This window comes from Borborobacter xinjiangensis (assembly GCF_047739745.1).
Taxonomy (GTDB): Bacteria; Pseudomonadota; Alphaproteobacteria; order Rhizobiales; family Rhizobiaceae; genus Pseudaminobacter.
On sequence record NZ_JBLLVA010000019.1, the window covers coordinates 71570 to 89876 of the forward strand.

The following is an 18307-nucleotide window of genomic DNA, read 5'->3' on the forward strand; positions in this document are numbered from 1 at the left end:
TTAAAGGGCAATCACGCCTTTATCCGGCCGGGCATCGCGGGCGAACAAATAGATTAACAGCGCCGAGGCTAACATCGCCGCGTAAAAGGCAAACAGCATCACGTAAGCCGCTTCCGGCGCGCCCGGCACGTGGCTCGCCGTTACCACGCCGCCGGTGGCGAACTGCATCAGGCCGACGCCGCCGATGGTGAAGAAGTTCATCAGGGTAACGCCGCGGCCGATCAGGTGCACCGGCAGGAAAGCACGCGCATGGGCCATGATCAGCCCGTAGCTGCCGCCGGATATGCCGATCAGCACCAGGACTATCGTGGCGAGTGTCAAACTCGTCACCGGATTGAGCGCAAGCCACGAAATCGAAAGCAGGCTGACCAAACCGCCACCTACGGCAACCCATTTGCGGGTTTTGAAGATCTGATCGAGCGGACCATAGACAAACGCGCCCGCCACCATCGACAATGCCATGAACAGCGTCACCTCGCCGATGAGGATGGTGTCGGCTCCATAGAGATCGGCCAGATATGGTCCGGCCCATAGACCGCGAATGCCGACCGAAGGAGCATAGGCAATCGCCGCGAGCGGAATGATCGGCCAGAGCACCTTCAGCCGCAGCAATTCGACATAGCCGGACAGGCCGGTGCTTCCGGCCTGCATCTCCGCCGGCTTCTCCGGGTCGCGCACCAAGGCGAAAATGGCGACGGCAGCCAAAAGCGTTATCAGACCCAGCCCCGCCATAACGAGGCGCCAACCGAAGGCTTCCGCAGCATTGGCGAGTGGTGAAGCGCCGATAACGTTGCCTGCGGTTCCAAAGGCGACCATCCACGAGGTCAGCACCGCAAACCGCGCCGGCGGATAGATGCGCGCGAAGATGAACACCGCTGCCATCAGCACTGGCGCGCAGCCGAACCCGATCAGCCCCATGGCAACCGTCACCATCCATGGGGTCGAGGCGGCCGCGAACAGGAGCGCTCCGCCCCCACCGCAGGCAGCCAGCATGGCAGCCGTCGTTCGCTTGGGCCCATATCGATCAAGCCACACGCCGATGGCGAACTGCGCCAGTGCAAAGCTGAGAAAAAACGCGCCTGATGCGGCGGAGAGATCGCCTTTGGTGGCGTCGAGCTCGGCACTGAGAACAGGAGTCAGCACCGCAAGGAAGGTACGGTAGAACTGCGACAGCACATAGGCGAAGGCGAGCGTCACGATACCGGCCAAAGCGTGCCCTCCCAACGAACAGGGCGGCCGAAGCAATCGCCCCAACCGCCCTATCGCACGATTTGATATTTCGCAATTGGACCATGTTCCTCGGGAACTCGGGTCCAGATGCCGGATCAGGCGGCCTGCGCCGGTTTGCGGCCACCGAAGCTCCGGCGCTTGCCGCGGAACGGTTTTCCGTTGCCCGGCCGGTCACCTGCCGGCTTGCCGGCGAATGGCTTCTTCGCGGTGCGCTCGCGTGGCTTTTCCTCACCGCGCGGCCGGTTGCCACCATTTCGATGACCGTTGCGCGCGCCCTCGGAGTGCTCCTTCGGGCCACGCTCATGCGTGCGACGCTCAGCGGTCCTCGGCTCGGGCTTCGGGTCCGGCTGGCCGAGATGATCGGCCGCGATCGGCAGTTTCATCCGGATGATGCGCTCGACCTGCCGCAACTTTGCGTTCTCGCCCGGATCGCAAAGCGTGATTGCAATGCCATCGGCACCGTTGCGACCGGTGCGGCCGATGCGATGAACGTAGCTTTCGGCTTCGTCCGGCAGTTCATAGTTCACGACATGGCTGATACCGGGAACGTCGATGCCGCGGGCCGCAATATCGGTCGCGACCAGGATACGCACCGAGCCGTCGCGGAAGCCGTTAAGCGCCTTCTGCCGAGCGTTCTGCGACTTGTTGCCGTGAATGACCGCTGCGTCGAAGCCATCGCGCTCCAGATCGCGGGTGACGCGATCCGCACCATGCTTGGTGCGGGCGAACACGATCACCTGCCGCATTGCCTCGTCGGCGAGCATCGCCGACAGCACGTGGCGCTTCTGCTTGACGCGGGCGAGCACCACGCTTTGCTTGATTTCAGCCGCCGTCGTGCCCTGCGGTGCAACTTCGATGTGCACCGGGTCCTTCATGATGGTGCGCGCCAGCGTCTCGATTTCAGCCGGCATGGTAGCCGAGAAAAGCGCGGTCTGACGGTCCTTGTGTGTTGCCTTGGCAAGGCGCCTGACATCGTGGATAAAGCCCATGTCGAGCATGCGGTCGGCTTCGTCCAGCACCAGCCAGCGCGTCTCCGACAGGTTGATCTCGCCCTCGCGCACAAGGTCGGTCAGACGCCCCGGCGTGGCGATCAGCACGTCCACACCAGGCGCCATTTTCTTGACCTGGCTGAAGCGCGAGACGCCGCCCAGCACCAGTGCGGTGGAAACGTGAAGACCCTTTGAAAGGGCCCGGATCGTTTCCTCGATCTGCACAGCCAGTTCGCGCGTCGGCGCAAGGATCAGCGCGCGTGCCGATTTCGGCGACCGTTTGGTGCCGAGACCGACGATTTTGGTTAGGATCGGAAGGCTGAAGGCTGCTGTCTTGCCCGAACCGGTCTGGGCAACAGCCAGGACGTCGCGACCAGCAAGATGGGCTGGAATAGCCTGCATCTGCACCGGCTTTGGCGTGTCGAAACCCGCGGCATGAGTGGCTTTGAGGAGGTTTCCGGTAATTCCAAGCTTGGCGAAACCTGTCGGTTCCGCAGTGTTTTCGTTCGTCAATTTATTCTTCTTTCATGCGGCCCCGGCCGCAAAGGAGGCTCGCGGCAGGGCGCTTACCCACCGGCGAAATCTATTATGGAAACGACAAGGCGGCGGGCGTGTCGTGCCCGCGCGGCTGCGCTGTCGTGCCGCGAACCAAAGGCTCGCAGGACTTTTTCTCCAATGACCGATTTGTCGGGAAGGAGAAACAGACGCAACCTGTCCCACTTTCGGGAGAGCCGGAAACCCGGCCCAAGCGCCTATGGGGCGCATATGGTCGATTTGGGACGAGAAAGCAAACAAATTTATGTTGCGGCGCAAAATCGGGGCGAACCAGTCAAATGGCCGCCGCCAGTTCCTGGAGTTTGAGGACGGTGTTCCAGTTGCGTGCCGTCGAGACAACCTTGAGCGTACGATCAATCACCGGCGGCAGCTTGGAGCGCCCAAACCCCTCCGGTGCGTGGAAATAAAGGATTTGGCCGCTTACGAAAATGCGTTCCTCGCCGGTCGTCCGGCCGCCAAGCGCATCGATATCTTCCTTTGCCGGCGCCTTGGATAGAACAAAGACATGCAACGTGGTGGGACGGTCGACAGCTTCGGGAAACGGATTCTCCTTGATCACCTTGGACCATGCCGCGCGGCTGACCAGCATGATGTCCTTCTCGAAGCCGAACTCCCGCTTGGAGATCGCCCTTATGTCGGCCGCCGTCTCGGCCTTGCTCTTGTTCGAAGCCAGAACGGCATTGCCGCTGTTGATGTAGGTGGCGACATGCTCGAGCCCGGCCGTGGTCAGCGCCTCGCGAAGCGGCTTGGTGGGGAGTTGGGTTGCGCCTCCCACGCCGCGAAACAGAACGATATAGACGGTCATGGCGCCTCCCGTCAGATCACCAACCCGGCGATGGTCTCATTGTCGGTGATGTCCTGATAGGCCCAACCTGCTTCATGAAAACGCTTGGCCAATACGTTGAAATTCTTTGCATCCTTTGTTTCGATGCCAATCAGCACCGAACCGAAATTGCGGGCCGACTTCTTCAAGTATTCGAAACGGGCAATATCGTCATCAGGGCCAAGCAGCCCGAGGAAATCCCGCAACGCTCCGGGACGCTGCGGGAAGCGGAAGACAAAATATTTCTTCAGTCCCTCGAACCGCAATGCCCTTTCCTTGACGTCCGGCAACCGTTCGAAGTCGAAATTGCCGCCGGAGACCACGACAATGATCGTCTTGCCCCGGATCTCCTTACGCGGGAAGTCCTTGAGCGCATCGATGGCGAGCGCGCCGGCCGGCTCCAGCACGACGCCCTCGATGTTCAGCATTTCAATCATCGTCGCGCAGAGGCGGTTCTCGGGGATGAGCCGAACCGAGTCAGGCGTGAAGTCCTTGAGATGGCGAAAAGGCTCCCTGCCGATTTCGGCAACCGCCGCTCCGTCGACGAAGGTATCGACCGCTTCGAGCTTGACCCGCTTTCCCGCGCGCAAGCTGTCAGCGAGGCTCGGGGCGCCTGAAGGTTCGCAGAAAATGAACCGCGTATCGCGTTCCTGGTCGGCGAAATAGTGGGTCACGCCAGCGGCCAGTCCGCCACCACCAACCGGCAGCAGGATCATGTCGGCACTGCGCCCCTGCGGCAACTGGCCGGCAATTTCATAGCCGACGGTCGCCTGCCCTTCGATGATGTCCTTGTGATCGAAGGGCGGCACCATATGAGCGCCCGCCGATTCGGTGAACTCCTGCGCGGCGCGATAGCAGGCATCGAAGAAATCGCCGACCAGCCTGATCTCCACGAATTCGCCGCCAAACAAACGCGTCTTGTTGATCTTCTGCTGCGGCGTGGTGACCGGCATGAAGACCACGCCCTTCTTGCCGAAGTGCCGGCACACAAAGGCGAAGCCCTGCGCGTGATTGCCGGCGGAGGCGCAGACGAACAGTTCGGCGGCGTTGCCGGCGGCAAGCGTCTTGCGAAAGAAATTGAAGGCGCCGCGAATCTTGTAGGAACGGACCGGCGACAGATCTTCCCGCTTCAAAAAGACATGGGCGCCGGTCTTGCGCGACAGATAGCTGTTTTCCTGCAACGGCGTTTCCGGAAACAACTCGCGGATAGCCTGTGCAGCGCGTGCCACGCCATCGGAAAAACTCGTCATTGCAATCCTTTCGTGCCCTTGCGCGGGGCGTCTGGCGCCCGTTTTCGGGCGCGCCAGACGAGCGCAGCCTATTGCATATTCAAGCGGATGACGCCACTGTCCGCCGCCTCCGTCTCCAATGATCGGTGGCGGACCGCGTCAGCAGGGGTTGCAACTTCACCGTGAATAGAGCCGCCGTTCGCGCTGCGATCCACGTCGCTTCGATTTTTGCAATCTATCTGTCAGCGGCAATGCTGATTCCGGCGGCGGTCGATCTTTATTACGGCAATGACGACTGGAAGGTTTTCGGGTTCTCGGCGATGTTCATGGGCGGGCTTGCAATGTCGGTCGCCCTTGCGACACAGGGCAACCCGCCTCCCGCCACGACGCGCTTCGGCTTTCTGCTGGTCAACCTCTTGTGGCTCACCATGGGGCTTGCCGGCACTGTGCCGTTCCTTGCGTCGTCGCTGGATATGAGCCTGGCCGACGCAGTATTCGAATCGGTTTCGGGTATCACCACCACCGGCTCGACTGTCATCAACGGGCTCGACACCGCCCCTCCTGGCATCCTGATGTGGCGCTCGCTACTGAGCTTCATGGGCGGCCTCGGCGTCATCGCGCTCGGCCTATTCTTACTGCCATTCCTCAATATCGGCGGCATTTCCTACTTCAAGATCGAGTCGTCCGATATCGAGGATCGCCCGTTCGAACGCTTTCAGACATTCACGGTAAGCCTGATCAGCATCTATACGGCGCTCGTCGTTGCCTGCGCCATTTGCTACACGGCCGCGGGCATGGAGGGTTTCCACGCGATCAATCACGCAATGGCGACGGTAGCGACTGGCGGCTTTTCCACTCATGACACCTCGTTTCTGCGCTATGCGGACAATCCGGCCGTGCTGTGGACGGGCACTATCTTCATGTTCATCGGCGGCCTGCCGTTTTCGATCATGATTCTGTTTGCCATCCGTGGCCGCTTCGAGGCGCTGCGCGATCCGCAGATCAAGGTCTACGCAGGCTACTGCGTCGCCTTCGCACTGGCGATCGCGATCTATCTGCGGATCAAGGCTGGTGTGCCGTTTTTCGAGGCGCTGACGCAGTCGGCCTTCAATTTCACGTCGGTGATCACCACAGCCGGTTTCGCCAGTCAGGACTACACCGCGTGGGGGCCGCTGGCGGTCGTCTGCATCTTCGTCGCGATGTTTCTGGGCGGTTGCTCAGGCTCGACCACCGGTGGCATCAAGGCCTATCGCTTTCTGGTCGTGTTCGAACTTCTGGCGAACGGCCTGCGTCGCCTCATCTATCCCAATACCGTCCTTCCGGTTCGCTACGGCGAACGCACGGTGCCAGACGACATGCAGCGCGCCATCGTTCTGTTCATCTCGTCATTTTTCATTCTCTGGGCGGCGATAACCGTTCTGCTCGGGGCGACAGGACTGGATTTCATCACGGCGGTCACAGGGGCTCTCACCTCGCTTACCAATGTCGGCCCAGGTCTTGGCCCGATCATCGGCCCGGTCGGCAATTTCTCGTCGGTTCCGGACGCCGCCAAATGGATATGCGCGGCCGCCATGCTGCTCGGACGCCTGGAGATCCTGGCTGTCCTGGTAGTCTTCACACCGACCTTCTGGGGTCGCTAGAGCGATCTTAAGGCAACACACCGGCGCAAATCGGTCAGTCGGAACTGCAACCTGCTGGACCCTCTGTTCGCCAGGCCGTATCAGAGGTAGAAAAGCGAAGACAGCCGGCGGGCAGATGATGTTTCGAGTTTTGTCAGTCAGGTTCGGCATTGTCGCACTCGCCCTCCTTGTCGGAGGTTGCGCCGGGCAGGCGACCCACGAACTCCTCGGCAATTCGGCAACGCAAGCGCCCGCGAGCGCGATCGCCGGTCGGCACGAAATCTTCGTCGCCACCACTCGCGCCAAAGCCTCGAACCCCAAGGAAGTCTACGCAGGCGAACGTTCGCCAAGCGTTACGTTCGCGCGGGTGGGAATGACCGTGCCAGCGATCCACAAAACCGGCGCCATCGAGCGCCGCAAAAAAGGACAGCGCGTCGATCCAGCGAAGTATTTCACGGCCGACTCCATTACCACTTTCAATAGCGCTCCGGCATTCTCGAACGCGCTGCGCGCCGACATCGCCGCCAAAGGCGGGCGGGCGCTGGTTTTTGTTCATGGCTACAACACGGCCTTCGACAGTGCCGTCTACCGGCTGACCCAGATCGCGCACGACGCCGGATATTCCGGAACGCCGGTGCTGTTTTCCTGGGCCTCGGGCGGCAGGATCTCCGACTATGTCTACGACACCAACAGCGCCACCGCCGCCCGCGACGCCCTTGAGGAAACACTGCGCCTCGTCGCCAAGTCGGGCGCCAAACGCGTCGACGTGATCGCCCATTCCATGGGAAACTGGGTCACGGTGGAGGCCTTCCGTCAGCTCGCAATCACCGACGACCGCGATCTCGGCGGCAAGCTCGGCGATGTCGTCCTGGCTTCGCCGGACATAGACGTCGATGTTTTCAAGAGCCAGATGCGCCGCTACGGGAAGCCGAACAAGCCGTTTTTCCTGTTTCTTTCCGGCGATGACCGCGCGCTGGAACTGGCGCGTTTTATTGCCGGCAACAAGCCGCGGCTTGGCGGCTACAACGATGCCGCCGATATCGCCAGCCTTGGCGTCACCGTCGTCGACCTGACCAAGGTTTCGGCGGGCGATCGTCTGCATCATTCGAAATTTGCCGACAATCCGGCGCTCATCACGTTGCTCGGCGACAAGCTGCGCGAGGACGACGATCTCGACACAGACGAGAACGAGGTTGGCAATCGGATCGGTTCGCTGGCAGGCGGTATAACCCAGACGATTACTTCGGCCGCCGAAATCGTCATTACGACGCCATTCGAGGTGCTTAACGTCGTAATCGGCGGTGCGAACTAGCTCGCAAGATCATTGGATTCTTGGTCAAAATCCCCATCCATGTATTGCGCTTGACAGACAAAGTCTTGTCGCCTTCCATGTCTGTGTCAGGTCTTTGCGAACACCGACCGGATAGATCAAAAAAACGCGACTGCAGGCGCGGCCGCTTGGGAAGAGGGTCATAAGCCCACCCGCAAAAGGGAGGAATTCATTATGAAGAAGCTTTGGGCGGCACTGGCCGCCGCTACCCTATTTGCCCTGTCCTCCGGCGCGGGCGCGGCGGACTATCCGGAGCGCACCATTACCTTCGTCGTGCCCTTCTCCGCCGGCGGCCCCACCGACACGGTAACAAGGCTGGTTGCCGAGGCCATGTCGAAGGACCTTGGCCAGCAGGTTCTCGTCGAGAATGTCGGCGGCGCCGGCGGCACTCTAGGTGCTGCCCGCGTGGCCAACGCCGAACCGGATGGTTACACGCTGCTTCTTCATCACATCGGCATGGCAACAAGCGCCACCCTCTACCGCAAACTTCCCTACGACACGCTGAACGCCTTCGAATATGTCGGGCTGGTCACCGACGTACCGATGACCATTGTCGCGCGAAAGGACCTGGAGCCCACCGATCTCAAAGGCCTGATCGAATACGCCAAGGCCAACAAGGATACGGTTACGGTCGCCAATGCCGGGATTGGTGCGGCCTCGCACCTGTGCGGCATGATGTTCATGAGCGCCATCGAAACGTCGCTGGTGACCGTGCCCTACAAAGGCACCGGCCCGGCCATGACCGACTTGCTCGGCGGCCAGGTGGACATCATGTGCGACCAGACCACCAACACCACCAAGCAGATCCAGGCCGGCACGATCAAGGCCTATGCGGTCACCTCGGCCAAGCGCCTCGACGTGCTGCCCGATGTGCCGACTGCGGAAGAAGCCGGCCTGCCTGGCTTCCAGGTGGGTATCTGGCATGGCGTCTATGCGCCAAAAGGCACGCCGGCCGAAATCACCGAACGCCTGTCGAAGTCGCTGCAACTGGCGCTCAAGGACCAGAACGTCGTCGACCGCTTCGCGGAACTGGGAACCGCGCCTTCCACCGAGGCGGAAGCGACGCCAGATGGCCTGAAGAGCAAGCTCGAAAGCGAGATCGCGCGCTGGAAGCCGGTCATCGAAGCAGCGGGCGTCTACGCCGACTGAGACTGCGGGCAGGCCGGGCATGAGTTCCGGCCTGCCGGTCTTTTCGGGAACGTCATGAGACGGCCCGAGCGGCTGTGGAGACGCGACGCTGATGAAACCTTTCTCCATCGATCCTACCAACGGCCTCTGCGGTGGCCTGTTCATCGCGCTTGGCCTCTTCTTTGCCGTGCAGTCACTGGGGCTTGAACTCGGCACGGCGTTTCGCATGGGGCCGGGCTATTTTCCGCTGCTGCTTGCCGGCATACTGACCGTGCTTGGAGCGATCATTCTGGTGCAGGCGATGCGCGTCGGCAGCGAACCGATCGGGCCGGTCGCATGGCGCGGCATACTGCTCATTCTGGCCGCACCGATCTTCTTCGGACTAACCGTACGCGGCCTGGGTTTCGTACCCAGCCTCTTTTGCACGGCGCTGATCGCTTCCTTCGCATCGAGCCGCATGAAGCCGCTGACGGCGCTGGTCATCGCGGCAGCACTCACGCTGTTTTCGGTTGCCGTTTTCAGCTATGCGCTCGGCCTTCCCTTCCAGCGCTTCGGCCCTTGGGTATGGCTCTAGGTCGCCGCCATGGATCTGTTCGACAATCTCGCGCTTGGATTTTCGACCGCTACCTCGCTATGGAACCTGTTGTTCTGCCTGGTCGGCGTGCTGCTCGGCACTTTGATCGGCGTTCTGCCGGGCATCGGCGCCACGGCAACCATCGCCATGCTGTTGCCGATCACCTTCCAGCTCGAGCCTGTCTCCGCCTTGATCATGCTGGCCGGCATCTACTACGGAGCGCAATATGGCGGCTCGACCACGGCGATCCTCATCAACATGCCGGGCGAATCCTCCTCGGCCGTCACCGCGATCGATGGCTATCAGATGGCGCGAAACGGCCGCGCCGGCGTGGCACTGGCGATTGCCGCGCTCGGTTCGTTCTTTGCCGGCACGGTGTCGACTTTTCTCGTCGCGATCTTCGCGCCGCCGCTAACGGTGATTGCGCTCAAATTCGGCGCAGCAGAGTATTTTTCGCTGATGGTCGTCGGCCTGGTCTCCTCGATCGCGCTTGCGCATGGCTCGGTGCTGAAGGCGCTGGCAATGGTGGTGCTCGGCCTGCTTCTAGGCCTTGTCGGCACAGACATCTACACAGGAACACCGCGCTTCACGCTCGGCATCCGGGAATATGCCGACGGGCTGAATTTCGTGGCAGTCGCCGTCGGCGTTTTCGGCATCGCCGAAATATTGCGTAATCTGGAGAATGAGAGGGAACGTTCGGTTCTCATGGCCAAGGTCAGCGGCCTGATCCCGACTCGTGACGATTTCAAGCAGATGGTGGCACCCGTTTTGCGCGGCACCGTCCTTGGCTCAGCGCTTGGCATTCTTCCCGGCGGCGGTGCGATCCTCGCGGCCTTCGCCTCCTACACGGTCGAAAAACGCGCCTCGAAAAAGCCGGAGGAGTTCGGCCATGGCGCGATCGCCGGCGTTGCCGGTCCGGAATCCGCCAACAATGCCGGCGCCCAGACTTCGTTCATTCCGCTGCTGACGCTTGGCATCCCCGCCAATCCGGTGATGGCGCTGATGATCGGCGCGATGATCATCCAGGGCATCGTTCCCGGCCCGAACGTGGCGACCGAGCAGCCAGCGCTGTTTTGGGGCATCATTGCTTCGATGTGGATCGGCAACCTGATGCTGGTGGTGCTCAACCTGCCGCTTATCGGGCTGTGGGTGAAGCTGCTCACCATTCCCTATTATGTGCTGTTTCCGATCATCATGGCGTTCTGCTCGATCGGCGTTTACAGCGTGAATACCAATGTGTTCGACCTGTACTCGGTCGCCTTCTTCGGCTTCATCGGCTATGTGCTGGTCAAGCTGCGCTGCGAGCCGGCGCCGCTGCTGCTCGGCTTCGTGCTCGGGCCGCTGCTGGAGGAGAATTTACGCCGCGCCATGATTCTTTCACGCGGCGATCCCACCACCTTCTTCACGCGGCCGATCTCGGCAACGCTGCTGTTGATTTCGCTGGCGGTGCTGGTCATCGTCTTCCTGCCCAGCATCAGCAAGAAGCGCGAAGAGGTCTTCCAGGAAGAAATCTAGCATCCCCAATATGCCGGCTTGGCGCGTTCGCACTTGCAATCCGGCGCGCGTGCATTACCAGTGGCGCTCACGCGGACGTGGCGGAACTGGTAGACGCAAGGGACTTAAAATCCCTCGGAGTAATCCGTCCGGGTTCGATTCCCGGCGTCCGCACCATATTCGAGGCTTATTGTCCTCGCATATCACGCATCTTCCTGATGGAGTTTGCATGACGTCCCAGCTTTTCACTCCGATCAAACTCGGCAATCTCGAATTTCCCAACCGGATCGCCGTCGCCCCGATGTGCCAATATTCGGCGGATGACGGCTCGGCGAGCGACTGGCATCTGCAGCACTGGATGAATCTTGCCATGTCGGGCGCAGGCATGGTGACGGTGGAGATGACCGACGTCGAGCGGCGCGGACGCATCACGCATGGCTGTCTTGGTCTCTACTCCGATCACAACGAAGCCGCCGCCAGGCGAGCCCTCGATGCGGCAAGGCGCGTCGCCCTGCCCGGCACGAAATTCGGTGTCCAGCTCGCCCATGCCGGCCGCAAGGCTTCAAGGCATCGTCCTTGGGAAGGTGGCGGCGCGCTCGGCCCCGACGAAGACCCTTGGCCGATTGTCTCGGCTTCGGCGGTCGCCTTCGACGAGGAGGGCTGGCAGGAGCCGCAGGAATTGGACGAAGCCGGCATTCAGGGCGTTATTGCCCATTTTGCCGCGGCAGCCGAACGCGCGGCGCGCGCTGGCTTCGATTTTATCGAGCTACATTCGGCGCATGGCTATTTGCTGCACCAGTTCCTGTCGCCGCTTTCCAACAAGCGCACCGACAAATGGGGCGGTTCGCTGGAAAACCGCATGCGTCTGCCCATCGAGGTTGCGAAAGCGGTCGCCAAAGCCGCGCCTGATCTGATGCTGGCGGCTCGCATCTCGGTCACGGATTGGGTCGAAGGAGGCTTTGCGGTTGAAGACGGAATCGCCATCGCCAAGGCTTACAAGGCGGCAGGCGCGGCTTACATCTGCTGTTCGAGCGGCGGCAACTCGCCACTCCAGAAAATTCCGTCCGGACCCGGCTATCAGGTGCATCTGGCGACCGCTGTCCGCGAAGGCGCGGAAATCCCGACGCGGGCAGTCGGCATGATCGACGATCCGTATCAGGCCGAAGCAATTATCGCCGAAGGCAAGGCGGACATGGTGGCGGTGGCGCGCGCTCTGATTGCCGATCCGCGCTGGCCTTGGCGTGCGGCGGCCACGCTCGGCCAGGAGTTCCACCCTGCCCCGCAATTTGCGCGCGCGGCACCTTTCATGCAGCGCTGGACGCAAGCCACGCGCTAGTCGCAAAAATGGGCGGCCTTTCGACCGCCCATTCACAAGGCCACGTCTTTCCAGTCCGTTATGCAGCTTCCTTGGCAGCGTTGGCCCCTTTGCCATGCAGGCGAATGGCGATCTCGGCCACGCGCTTGCCCTGGAAGTGGGCGCCTTCCAGCTCCTGGGCCGAAGGCTGGCGGGAGCCGTCACCATCGGACGTAGTGGTCATGCCGTAGGGCGCACCGCCGCGCACCACATCGTTGCCCATCTGCCCCTGATAGGCATAGGACAGCGGCACGATGACCATGCCGTGGTGCTGGAGATGAATCTGCGCGTTGATCAGCGCCAATTCCGCTCCGCCGTGCTGGGTGGCGGTGGAGACCATCACCGAGCCGACCTTGTTGAGCAGAGCGCCCTTGGCCCAGAGCGGACCGGTCTGATCGAGGAAGTTCTTCATCTGCGCAGCCATCGTGCCATAGCGCGTGGCGGTGCCGATGATGATGGCGTCGTAGTTTTCCAGCTCGAGCGGATCGGCGATTGGTGCTTCCTGGTCGAGTTTGTAGAAGGCAGCCTTGGCGACAGCCTCGGGAACCAGTTCGGGAACCCGCTTGATTGTCACATCGGCACCGGCTTCGCGCGCACCTTCGGCGGCAGCCTTAGCCATCTGCTCCATGTGACCCCAACTCGAATAATAAAGCACCAGAACTTTTGCCATTTACACGTCTCCTTGAGAAGAAATTCGAAGGCGGGGAGCAAGCCTCGCAACTCGCAAAGCTATGTAAGAGGCGTGTCGTTCATTGGATATGGCTAAATTGCCGACAGATCGTTCACAGTTTGACGACCATTGCCCGAGGCTTCGCGTCAGGCTATTTCACGGAAATCCTGTTCGTTCGGAGCATGCCATGACCGAAATCGTCACCGCCGCAATGATCGTGATCGGCGATGAGATTCTGTCAGGCCGAACGAAGGACCGCAATATCGGCCACCTCGCCGATATCATGACCGCCATCGGCATCGACCTGAAGGAAGTGCGCGTCGTTCCCGACGAGGAGGACGAGATCGTCGCGGCGATCAACGCCCTGCGTAGCCGCTATACCTATGTCTTCACCACCGGCGGCATTGGCCCGACGCATGACGACATCACCGCGGATTCAGTCGCCAAGGCGTTCAATGTGCCGTGCGAATATGACCCTCAGGCCTTGGACATGATGCGGGCGAGCTACGCGGCGCGCGGCCTGGAGTTCACCGAGGCGCGCATGCGCATGGCCCGCATGCCCCGCGGCTCTGACCATATCGCCAATCCGGTTTCGCTGGCTCCCGGTTTCCGCATCGGCAATGTTCATGTGATGGCTGGCGTGCCGTCGATCTTCCAGGCCATGCTCGACAATGTGGTGCCGACGCTGAAGACCGGCGCGAAACTCTTGTCCGTGACCGTGCATTGTCCGTTCGGCGAAGGCACGATCGGCGGCCCGCTCGGCGAAATCCAGAAGCGCCATCCCGACACCATCATCGGCTCCTATCCGCAATACCGTGACGGAACCTTTTCCACCGAGCTCGTTGTGCGCTCACGCTCCGTGGCGGCGCTGGAGGCGGCACGCAGCGACGTGGAGACTATGGTTGCGGGTTTCGTCAAGGTGAGCTGACCCACGGGAGCATTTCGTGCGAAACCACGAAAAACGTGATAGAAATGCCTCCTGCGACGACTGATTTCGCATCAGGGAGGCTGACATGCCGTTCAAGACCATCGTTGCGATCATTCAGGGAATGGAAGACGCCGAGCGCGTCGTCGATTGCGCCCTCTCATTTGGAAAGCGCTTTCGCAGCCATCTGGTCGGTGTGCATGCGGAGGTGCTGCCGGTTGCGTACACATCGGCCATCGGCTTTCCCGACACTGACTTCCTGCAAGCCGCTGCCGAGATGAACAAGGAGAGGGCCGAGAAGATCGAGGCCGCCTTCAGAAAGCGCATGAGGGATGCCGGGCAGTCCTTCGAATGGCGCAATCTCGAAAACGCCACCAGCGACAGCGTCCATTCGGGAATCGCAAGCGCGCGCTGCGCCGATCTCGTCATCGCCGCCCAGCGCAACCCTCACGCGGACTCGACCGAGACCGCCGATCTCGATGCGCTGCTCTATGAATCGGGACGGCCGGTGCTAGTCGTGCCGCATGACGGTCCCTCGCACAGCAGCTATCGCCGCATTGTCGTTGCCTGGAACGGCAGCCGCCAATCCGCCCGCGCTGCCTTCGATGCGCTGCCGCTGATCCAGGAGGCCGAACATACGGAGGTGTTCGTAATCGATCCTCCGGAAGACAGCGAGCACGACCCCGAGGCCTCCGGCACCGAAATCGCCGCCGCACTTGCCCGTCACGGTGCCGATGTGACGGTTGCATCCGAAACGTCGAGCGGCCGTTCGGCCGACCAGGTGTTGCAGGCCCGCATTACCGCCACCGGCAGCGACCTTCTCGTTCTCGGCGCCTACAGCCATTCCTGGCTACGCCAGCTCCTGTTCGGCGGCCTCACGCGCTCCGTCCTGCAATCGATGCCGATAGCGACTTTCATGTCGCGCTAAACCCGATTTCTGCGGAAAGGCTTGCCATATGCCTGCCTTTCCGGCTAATTGCGCCCGCATTCCGCAATTTTCGCGCAACCCTGATGCGCCACTGGAGTGCCGAGCGCCATGTCCCTTCCCGATAAGGCTTTTCCCGTTTCCTGGGACCAATTTCACCGCGATGCGCGGGCACTCGCCTGGAGGCTCGCCGGGGTCAACGGCCAATGGAAGGCGATCGTCTGCATCACGCGCGGCGGATTGGTGCCGGCGGCGGTCATATCGCGCGAGTTGGGGATAAGGCTGATCGAAACGGTCTGTGTCGCCTCTTATCACGACTACGCGTCGCAGGGGCAGTTGCAGGTGCTGAAGGAAATCACGCCCTCATTGCTTGAAGGAGACGGGCAGGATGTTCTCATCGTCGATGACCTGACCGACACCGGCAAGACGGCGGCGATCGTGCGGGCGATGATGCCCAAGGCCCATTTTGCGACCATCTACGCCAAGCCGAAAGGCCGCCCGCTGGTCGACACTTTCGTCACCGAAGTTTCCCAGGACACATGGATCTATTTTCCATGGGATATGGGCTTCACCTACCAGAAGCCGATTTCCGACGACCGGGGCGGCTGATCCCCTCCGTTCCGCTGGCAATCGGCAGTTCGCTTCCTATATCAGGCAGGCGGCCGTGTGCTGCCTTGATTGACGCAACTGCGTAGCAGCCGCGGCCGGAATCGTTCGTAGTTGATAGAATTTTTACTATTATTGCCAATAATTAACCGTAAAATTCGTGAGGCGGCAAACGAATCGGAGACAGAAAGACGAGCCTCGATGCTTATCAGCCACGCCACACGAAATTGCATTACGGAGCAGATACGACGCCTTTTCGGCGGGACGCCTCCTCGCGTTCAGGTTGCGGCCCTGCCCTGGCGCCAGCGGGAAGGCGGCATCGAGATCATGCTGATCACCAGCCGCGATACCGGACGTTGGGTTCTCCCGAAGGGCTGGCCGGAAGCAGGCGAGCAGCTTTTCGAGTCCGCTGCACGCGAGGCGGCGGAAGAAGCCGGCATCTCCGGTGAGATGGCCCACATCGAAGCCGGACGCTATTTCTATGGCAAAGTCCTCGATTCGGGCATGGAGCGGCGCTGCGAGGTGCTTGTATTTCCAATGGAGGTCGACCACGCCGCCGACGACTGGCCGGAAAAGGACGAGCGCCACCGCGAATGGTTTCCGGCGGCTGAGGCATCCCGGTGCGTCAGGGAGCAGGATCTTGGCGAACTTATCGCCCAATTCGGCGCGAGCCGAAACAAGACCGCTACCTGACGACCTGAACTCTCGGTCTCGCTGTCTGGTGACTGTCATGGCCGATGGTTTCCAGGATGAGTGACGGCGTCCGCTCCAAGCACACGCTCGACAAGGACCTTGCCCGACTTTCGGAAATCGAGGAGGCAACCGGCGTCGTTGCGCGCGGGCTGATCGCGCCGGGCCTCGGGCTGCTTTTCCTGATGCTCGCGGCGTCTGCCGCTTCGATCTATGTGTTTGGCGAACCACGCGCGGTGATCGTCATCATCGCAGCCGCGATCGCCGCCTATCTGGCGATGAACATCGGCGCCAATGACGTCGCCAACAATGTCGGCCCTGCGGTCGGAGCCGGGGCGATGACCATGGTCGGCGCGCTCGGCATTGCCGCAATCTTCGAAATCGCCGGTGCGCTGATTGCCGGCGATGCCGTGGTGGCCACGATTTCGACCGGGCTTATTCGGTCCTCTGCCATCTCCGATCCGGCGGTGCTGATCAGGTTGATGCTGGCGGGCCTCGTCGCCTCCGCGCTCTGGATCAATTTCGCCACGTGGATTGGCGCGCCGGTTTCGACGACGCATTCGATTGTCGGCGGCGTGGTAGGCGCCGGAGCTGCAGCGGCCGGCCTCGGCGCCGTCGATTGGCCCTCCGTCATAATAATTGCGACGGTCTGGATTCTCGCGCCGCTGCTGGGCGCGCTTGTGGCCATCGCCTTTCTGGCCTTCGTCAAAACGGCGATCATTTACCAGGACGACAAGATTGCTGCGGCGCGACGATGGATACCTGTGCTGACTGCATTGATGGCCGGGTCCTTCGCCGCCTACCTCGTAACCAGGCTTTTCGCCGATTCCGGTTGGCAGGTGGCCACAGCGATCGGGCTTGCCTGCTTCGCCCTCACCTGGGTCGCCTCGAAAAGCTCTGTCGGCCGGCAGTCGCGAGGCATGGAGAACCGCAACCGCTCGCTGCGGCGCCTGTTTCGATTGCCCTTGATAGGCTCGGCCGCGCTCCTCTCCTTTGCCCACGGCGCCAACGACGTTGCCAACGCGGTTGGGCCGCTGGCGGCGATCGTGCATGCCGCCTCGCGGAGCGAAGTGGCGGATGTCGTCGACATTCCGCTGTGGGTGATGGTGATTGGGGCGTTCGGCATCTCCTGCGGGCTTCTGCTCTACGGCCCCAAGCTCATCCGCATTGTCGGCAGCGAAATCACCAAGCTCAATCCCATGCGCGCCTTCTGCGTGGCGCTGGCGGTCGCCATCGTGGTGATTGTCGCATCCTGGTTCGGCATGCCGGTCAGTTCGACCCACATCGCTGTCGGCGCGGTTTTCGGCGTCGGCTTCTTCCGGGAATGGTACAATACCCATTCCGCACATCGACGTGCCTATATGCAAAGGAGGCGAAAGCTCCGAGCGGCGGCACAATCTGAACCCGAGACGGAGGAAGACGCGGAGAACGATCGGCCGCGCAAGCTGCCGTCCCGTGAGGAAATCAGGCGTCGGCGGCTGGTTCGCCGTGCCCATTTCACCACGATCGTTACCGCCTGGGCCACGACCGTACCGGCGGCGGCCATTTTGGCAGCGCTTCTGTTTGCGGTTTTCGGTGCGCTCGCCTGACGGCAACAGCTACCGAGCCCGGCGCTCGTTCTCCCCGTTATCCACACATGTGGCACACAAGATATTGAGGTCATAAAACTTCCGGAAACGAATCCTTGACGGCGAAAACCGAGTCGCCTCATATGGATCACGTGCTCTTGTTTAGGGCGTGGCCGGCGGGTTTCCGGATCGGTCTTTCTCCCGGATTATCAAGTGTTTTGGCGAGCTCGGCCGTTCTTGCGGCTGGCGAACGCACGGGTTTTCGCGGGTGATTTCGTCGCGTGGCACGACTGTGTGACACTGGAATAAATTTGTTGTTAACACTATATTTGGTGTTTGCGAGGAGGCTCCATCGCTAGGTAATGTGATCCTCCCTCGCCAGAGGGAATCACGACCGAGTGTTGGAAGGGGTTTTCGGTTCGACCGGAGAGGGCCGTCGGCCGCGGCAAGCGGCGAAGGCGGGCGACGCGGCGGAACCGAAGATCGGGGCGCCGGCTTTCCGGGGGAAAGCCGGTATTTGAATGGCGCGCGCCTTCATGCGGAAACTGCGAGGGTTTCCTGTGGATAGGTGCTATATGTAGGGACCGAGGACGGACAA

16 protein-coding genes and 1 tRNA gene are annotated in these 18307 nt (G+C 61.5%); 12 read left to right on the plus strand and 5 right to left on the minus strand.

The genetic code is table 11. The annotated features are described in order from the left end of the window. The 4 genes from ACLKMW_RS18580 to ilvA all read right to left on the minus strand — a co-directional run bounded on the left by ACLKMW_RS18580 (window position 1) and on the right by ilvA (window position 4847). Window positions 1–1209: an MFS transporter gene (locus tag ACLKMW_RS18580; protein WP_415725988.1), complete on the minus strand. Its 1209-nt coding sequence runs from the start codon at window positions 1207–1209 to the stop codon at window positions 1–3. Window positions 1210–1325: 116 nt separating this feature from the next. Further along, entirely contained in the window at window positions 1326–2732 is a 1407-nt protein-coding gene (locus ACLKMW_RS18585; protein WP_415725989.1) for a DEAD/DEAH box helicase, read from the minus strand. 316 nt (window positions 2733–3048) lie between these two features. After that, window positions 3049–3579, minus strand: a complete 531-nt coding sequence (locus ACLKMW_RS18590) for a DUF1697 domain-containing protein (RefSeq protein ID WP_415725990.1) — start codon at window positions 3577–3579, stop codon at window positions 3049–3051. Between the two features lie 11 nt (window positions 3580–3590). Next, a complete protein-coding gene (gene ilvA, locus ACLKMW_RS18595) occupies window positions 3591–4847 on the minus strand; it encodes a threonine ammonia-lyase IlvA (RefSeq protein ID WP_415725991.1) in 1257 nt (418 codons plus the stop codon). A 161-nt stretch (window positions 4848–5008) separates the two neighbouring features. Here ilvA and ACLKMW_RS18600 point away from each other — a divergent pair, with 161 nt between their 5' ends. The 7 genes from ACLKMW_RS18600 (at window position 5009) to ACLKMW_RS18630 (ending at window position 12307) form a co-directional block, all read left to right on the plus strand. Continuing rightward, entirely contained in the window at window positions 5009–6466 is a 1458-nt protein-coding gene (locus ACLKMW_RS18600) for a TrkH family potassium uptake protein (RefSeq protein WP_415725992.1), read from the plus strand. A 115-nt stretch (window positions 6467–6581) separates the two neighbouring features. Continuing rightward, window positions 6582–7757 carry an alpha/beta hydrolase gene (locus ACLKMW_RS18605; protein WP_415725993.1) on the plus strand — a complete coding sequence of 392 codons (1176 nt, stop codon included), beginning with the start codon at window positions 6582–6584 and terminating at the stop codon, window positions 7755–7757. A gap of 192 nt (window positions 7758–7949) precedes the next feature. Continuing rightward, window positions 7950–8924: a tripartite tricarboxylate transporter substrate-binding protein gene (locus ACLKMW_RS18610; protein WP_415725994.1), complete on the plus strand. Its 975-nt coding sequence runs from the start codon at window positions 7950–7952 to the stop codon at window positions 8922–8924. Window positions 8925–9015: 91 nt separating this feature from the next. Next, the gene (locus ACLKMW_RS18615) at window positions 9016–9477 is read left to right on the plus strand and encodes a tripartite tricarboxylate transporter TctB family protein (RefSeq protein ID WP_415725995.1); all 462 of its coding nucleotides are present in this window, start codon (window positions 9016–9018) and stop codon (window positions 9475–9477) included. A gap of 9 nt (window positions 9478–9486) precedes the next feature. After that, the gene (locus ACLKMW_RS18620; protein WP_415725997.1) at window positions 9487–10992 is read left to right on the plus strand and encodes a tripartite tricarboxylate transporter permease; all 1506 of its coding nucleotides are present in this window, start codon (window positions 9487–9489) and stop codon (window positions 10990–10992) included. A 71-nt stretch (window positions 10993–11063) separates the two neighbouring features. Next, window positions 11064–11148, plus strand: a tRNA-Leu gene (locus ACLKMW_RS18625). 52 nt (window positions 11149–11200) lie between these two features. Beyond that, entirely contained in the window at window positions 11201–12307 is a 1107-nt protein-coding gene (locus ACLKMW_RS18630; RefSeq protein WP_415725998.1) for an NADH:flavin oxidoreductase/NADH oxidase, read from the plus strand. A 58-nt stretch (window positions 12308–12365) separates the two neighbouring features. On the opposite strand, the gene wrbA is transcribed toward ACLKMW_RS18630, so the two are convergent. Further along, a complete protein-coding gene (gene wrbA, locus ACLKMW_RS18635; RefSeq protein ID WP_415725999.1) occupies window positions 12366–12995 on the minus strand; it encodes an NAD(P)H:quinone oxidoreductase type IV in 630 nt (209 codons plus the stop codon). A 187-nt stretch (window positions 12996–13182) separates the two neighbouring features. Here wrbA and ACLKMW_RS18640 point away from each other — a divergent pair, with 187 nt between their 5' ends. From ACLKMW_RS18640 to ACLKMW_RS18660, 5 genes are all read left to right on the plus strand, one after another. Continuing rightward, the gene (locus ACLKMW_RS18640; RefSeq protein ID WP_415726000.1) at window positions 13183–13923 is read left to right on the plus strand and encodes a competence/damage-inducible protein A; all 741 of its coding nucleotides are present in this window, start codon (window positions 13183–13185) and stop codon (window positions 13921–13923) included. An 85-nt stretch (window positions 13924–14008) separates the two neighbouring features. After that, on the plus strand, window positions 14009–14848 hold the full coding sequence (locus tag ACLKMW_RS18645; RefSeq protein WP_415726001.1) for a universal stress protein: 840 nt from the start codon (window positions 14009–14011) through the stop codon (window positions 14846–14848). Window positions 14849–14956: 108 nt separating this feature from the next. Continuing rightward, entirely contained in the window at window positions 14957–15454 is a 498-nt protein-coding gene (gene gpt, locus ACLKMW_RS18650; protein WP_415726002.1) for a xanthine phosphoribosyltransferase, read from the plus strand. Window positions 15455–15652: 198 nt separating this feature from the next. Continuing rightward, window positions 15653–16144: an NUDIX hydrolase gene (locus ACLKMW_RS18655; RefSeq protein WP_415726003.1), complete on the plus strand. Its 492-nt coding sequence runs from the start codon at window positions 15653–15655 to the stop codon at window positions 16142–16144. A 56-nt stretch (window positions 16145–16200) separates the two neighbouring features. After that, window positions 16201–17730: an inorganic phosphate transporter gene (locus tag ACLKMW_RS18660; protein WP_415726004.1), complete on the plus strand. Its 1530-nt coding sequence runs from the start codon at window positions 16201–16203 to the stop codon at window positions 17728–17730. The last annotated feature ends 577 nt before the right edge of the window (window positions 17731–18307 follow it).

What these genes read in the sequence shown, in the direction of transcription:
- ACLKMW_RS18590 (WP_415725990.1), bottom strand. Translation starts at nt 3,579, where the DNA reads ATGACCGTCTATATCGTTCTGTTTCGCGGCGTGGGAGGCGCAACCCAA.
- ilvA (WP_415725991.1), bottom strand. Translation starts at nt 4,847, where the DNA reads ATGACGAGTTTTTCCGATGGCGTGGCACGCGCTGCACAGGCTATCCGC.
- ACLKMW_RS18605 (WP_415725993.1), top strand. Translation starts at nt 6,582, where the DNA reads ATGATGTTTCGAGTTTTGTCAGTCAGGTTCGGCATTGTCGCACTCGCC.
- ACLKMW_RS18610 (WP_415725994.1), top strand. Translation starts at nt 7,950, where the DNA reads ATGAAGAAGCTTTGGGCGGCACTGGCCGCCGCTACCCTATTTGCCCTG.
- ACLKMW_RS18615 (WP_415725995.1), top strand. Translation starts at nt 9,016, where the DNA reads ATGAAACCTTTCTCCATCGATCCTACCAACGGCCTCTGCGGTGGCCTG.
- ACLKMW_RS18620 (WP_415725997.1), top strand. Translation starts at nt 9,487, where the DNA reads ATGGATCTGTTCGACAATCTCGCGCTTGGATTTTCGACCGCTACCTCG.
- ACLKMW_RS18630 (WP_415725998.1), top strand. Translation starts at nt 11,201, where the DNA reads ATGACGTCCCAGCTTTTCACTCCGATCAAACTCGGCAATCTCGAATTT.
- wrbA (WP_415725999.1), bottom strand. Translation starts at nt 12,995, where the DNA reads ATGGCAAAAGTTCTGGTGCTTTATTATTCGAGTTGGGGTCACATGGAG.
- ACLKMW_RS18640 (WP_415726000.1), top strand. Translation starts at nt 13,183, where the DNA reads ATGACCGAAATCGTCACCGCCGCAATGATCGTGATCGGCGATGAGATT.
- ACLKMW_RS18645 (WP_415726001.1), top strand. Translation starts at nt 14,009, where the DNA reads ATGCCGTTCAAGACCATCGTTGCGATCATTCAGGGAATGGAAGACGCC.
- gpt (WP_415726002.1), top strand. Translation starts at nt 14,957, where the DNA reads ATGTCCCTTCCCGATAAGGCTTTTCCCGTTTCCTGGGACCAATTTCAC.
- ACLKMW_RS18655 (WP_415726003.1), top strand. Translation starts at nt 15,653, where the DNA reads ATGCTTATCAGCCACGCCACACGAAATTGCATTACGGAGCAGATACGA.
- ACLKMW_RS18660 (WP_415726004.1), top strand. Translation starts at nt 16,201, where the DNA reads ATGAGTGACGGCGTCCGCTCCAAGCACACGCTCGACAAGGACCTTGCC.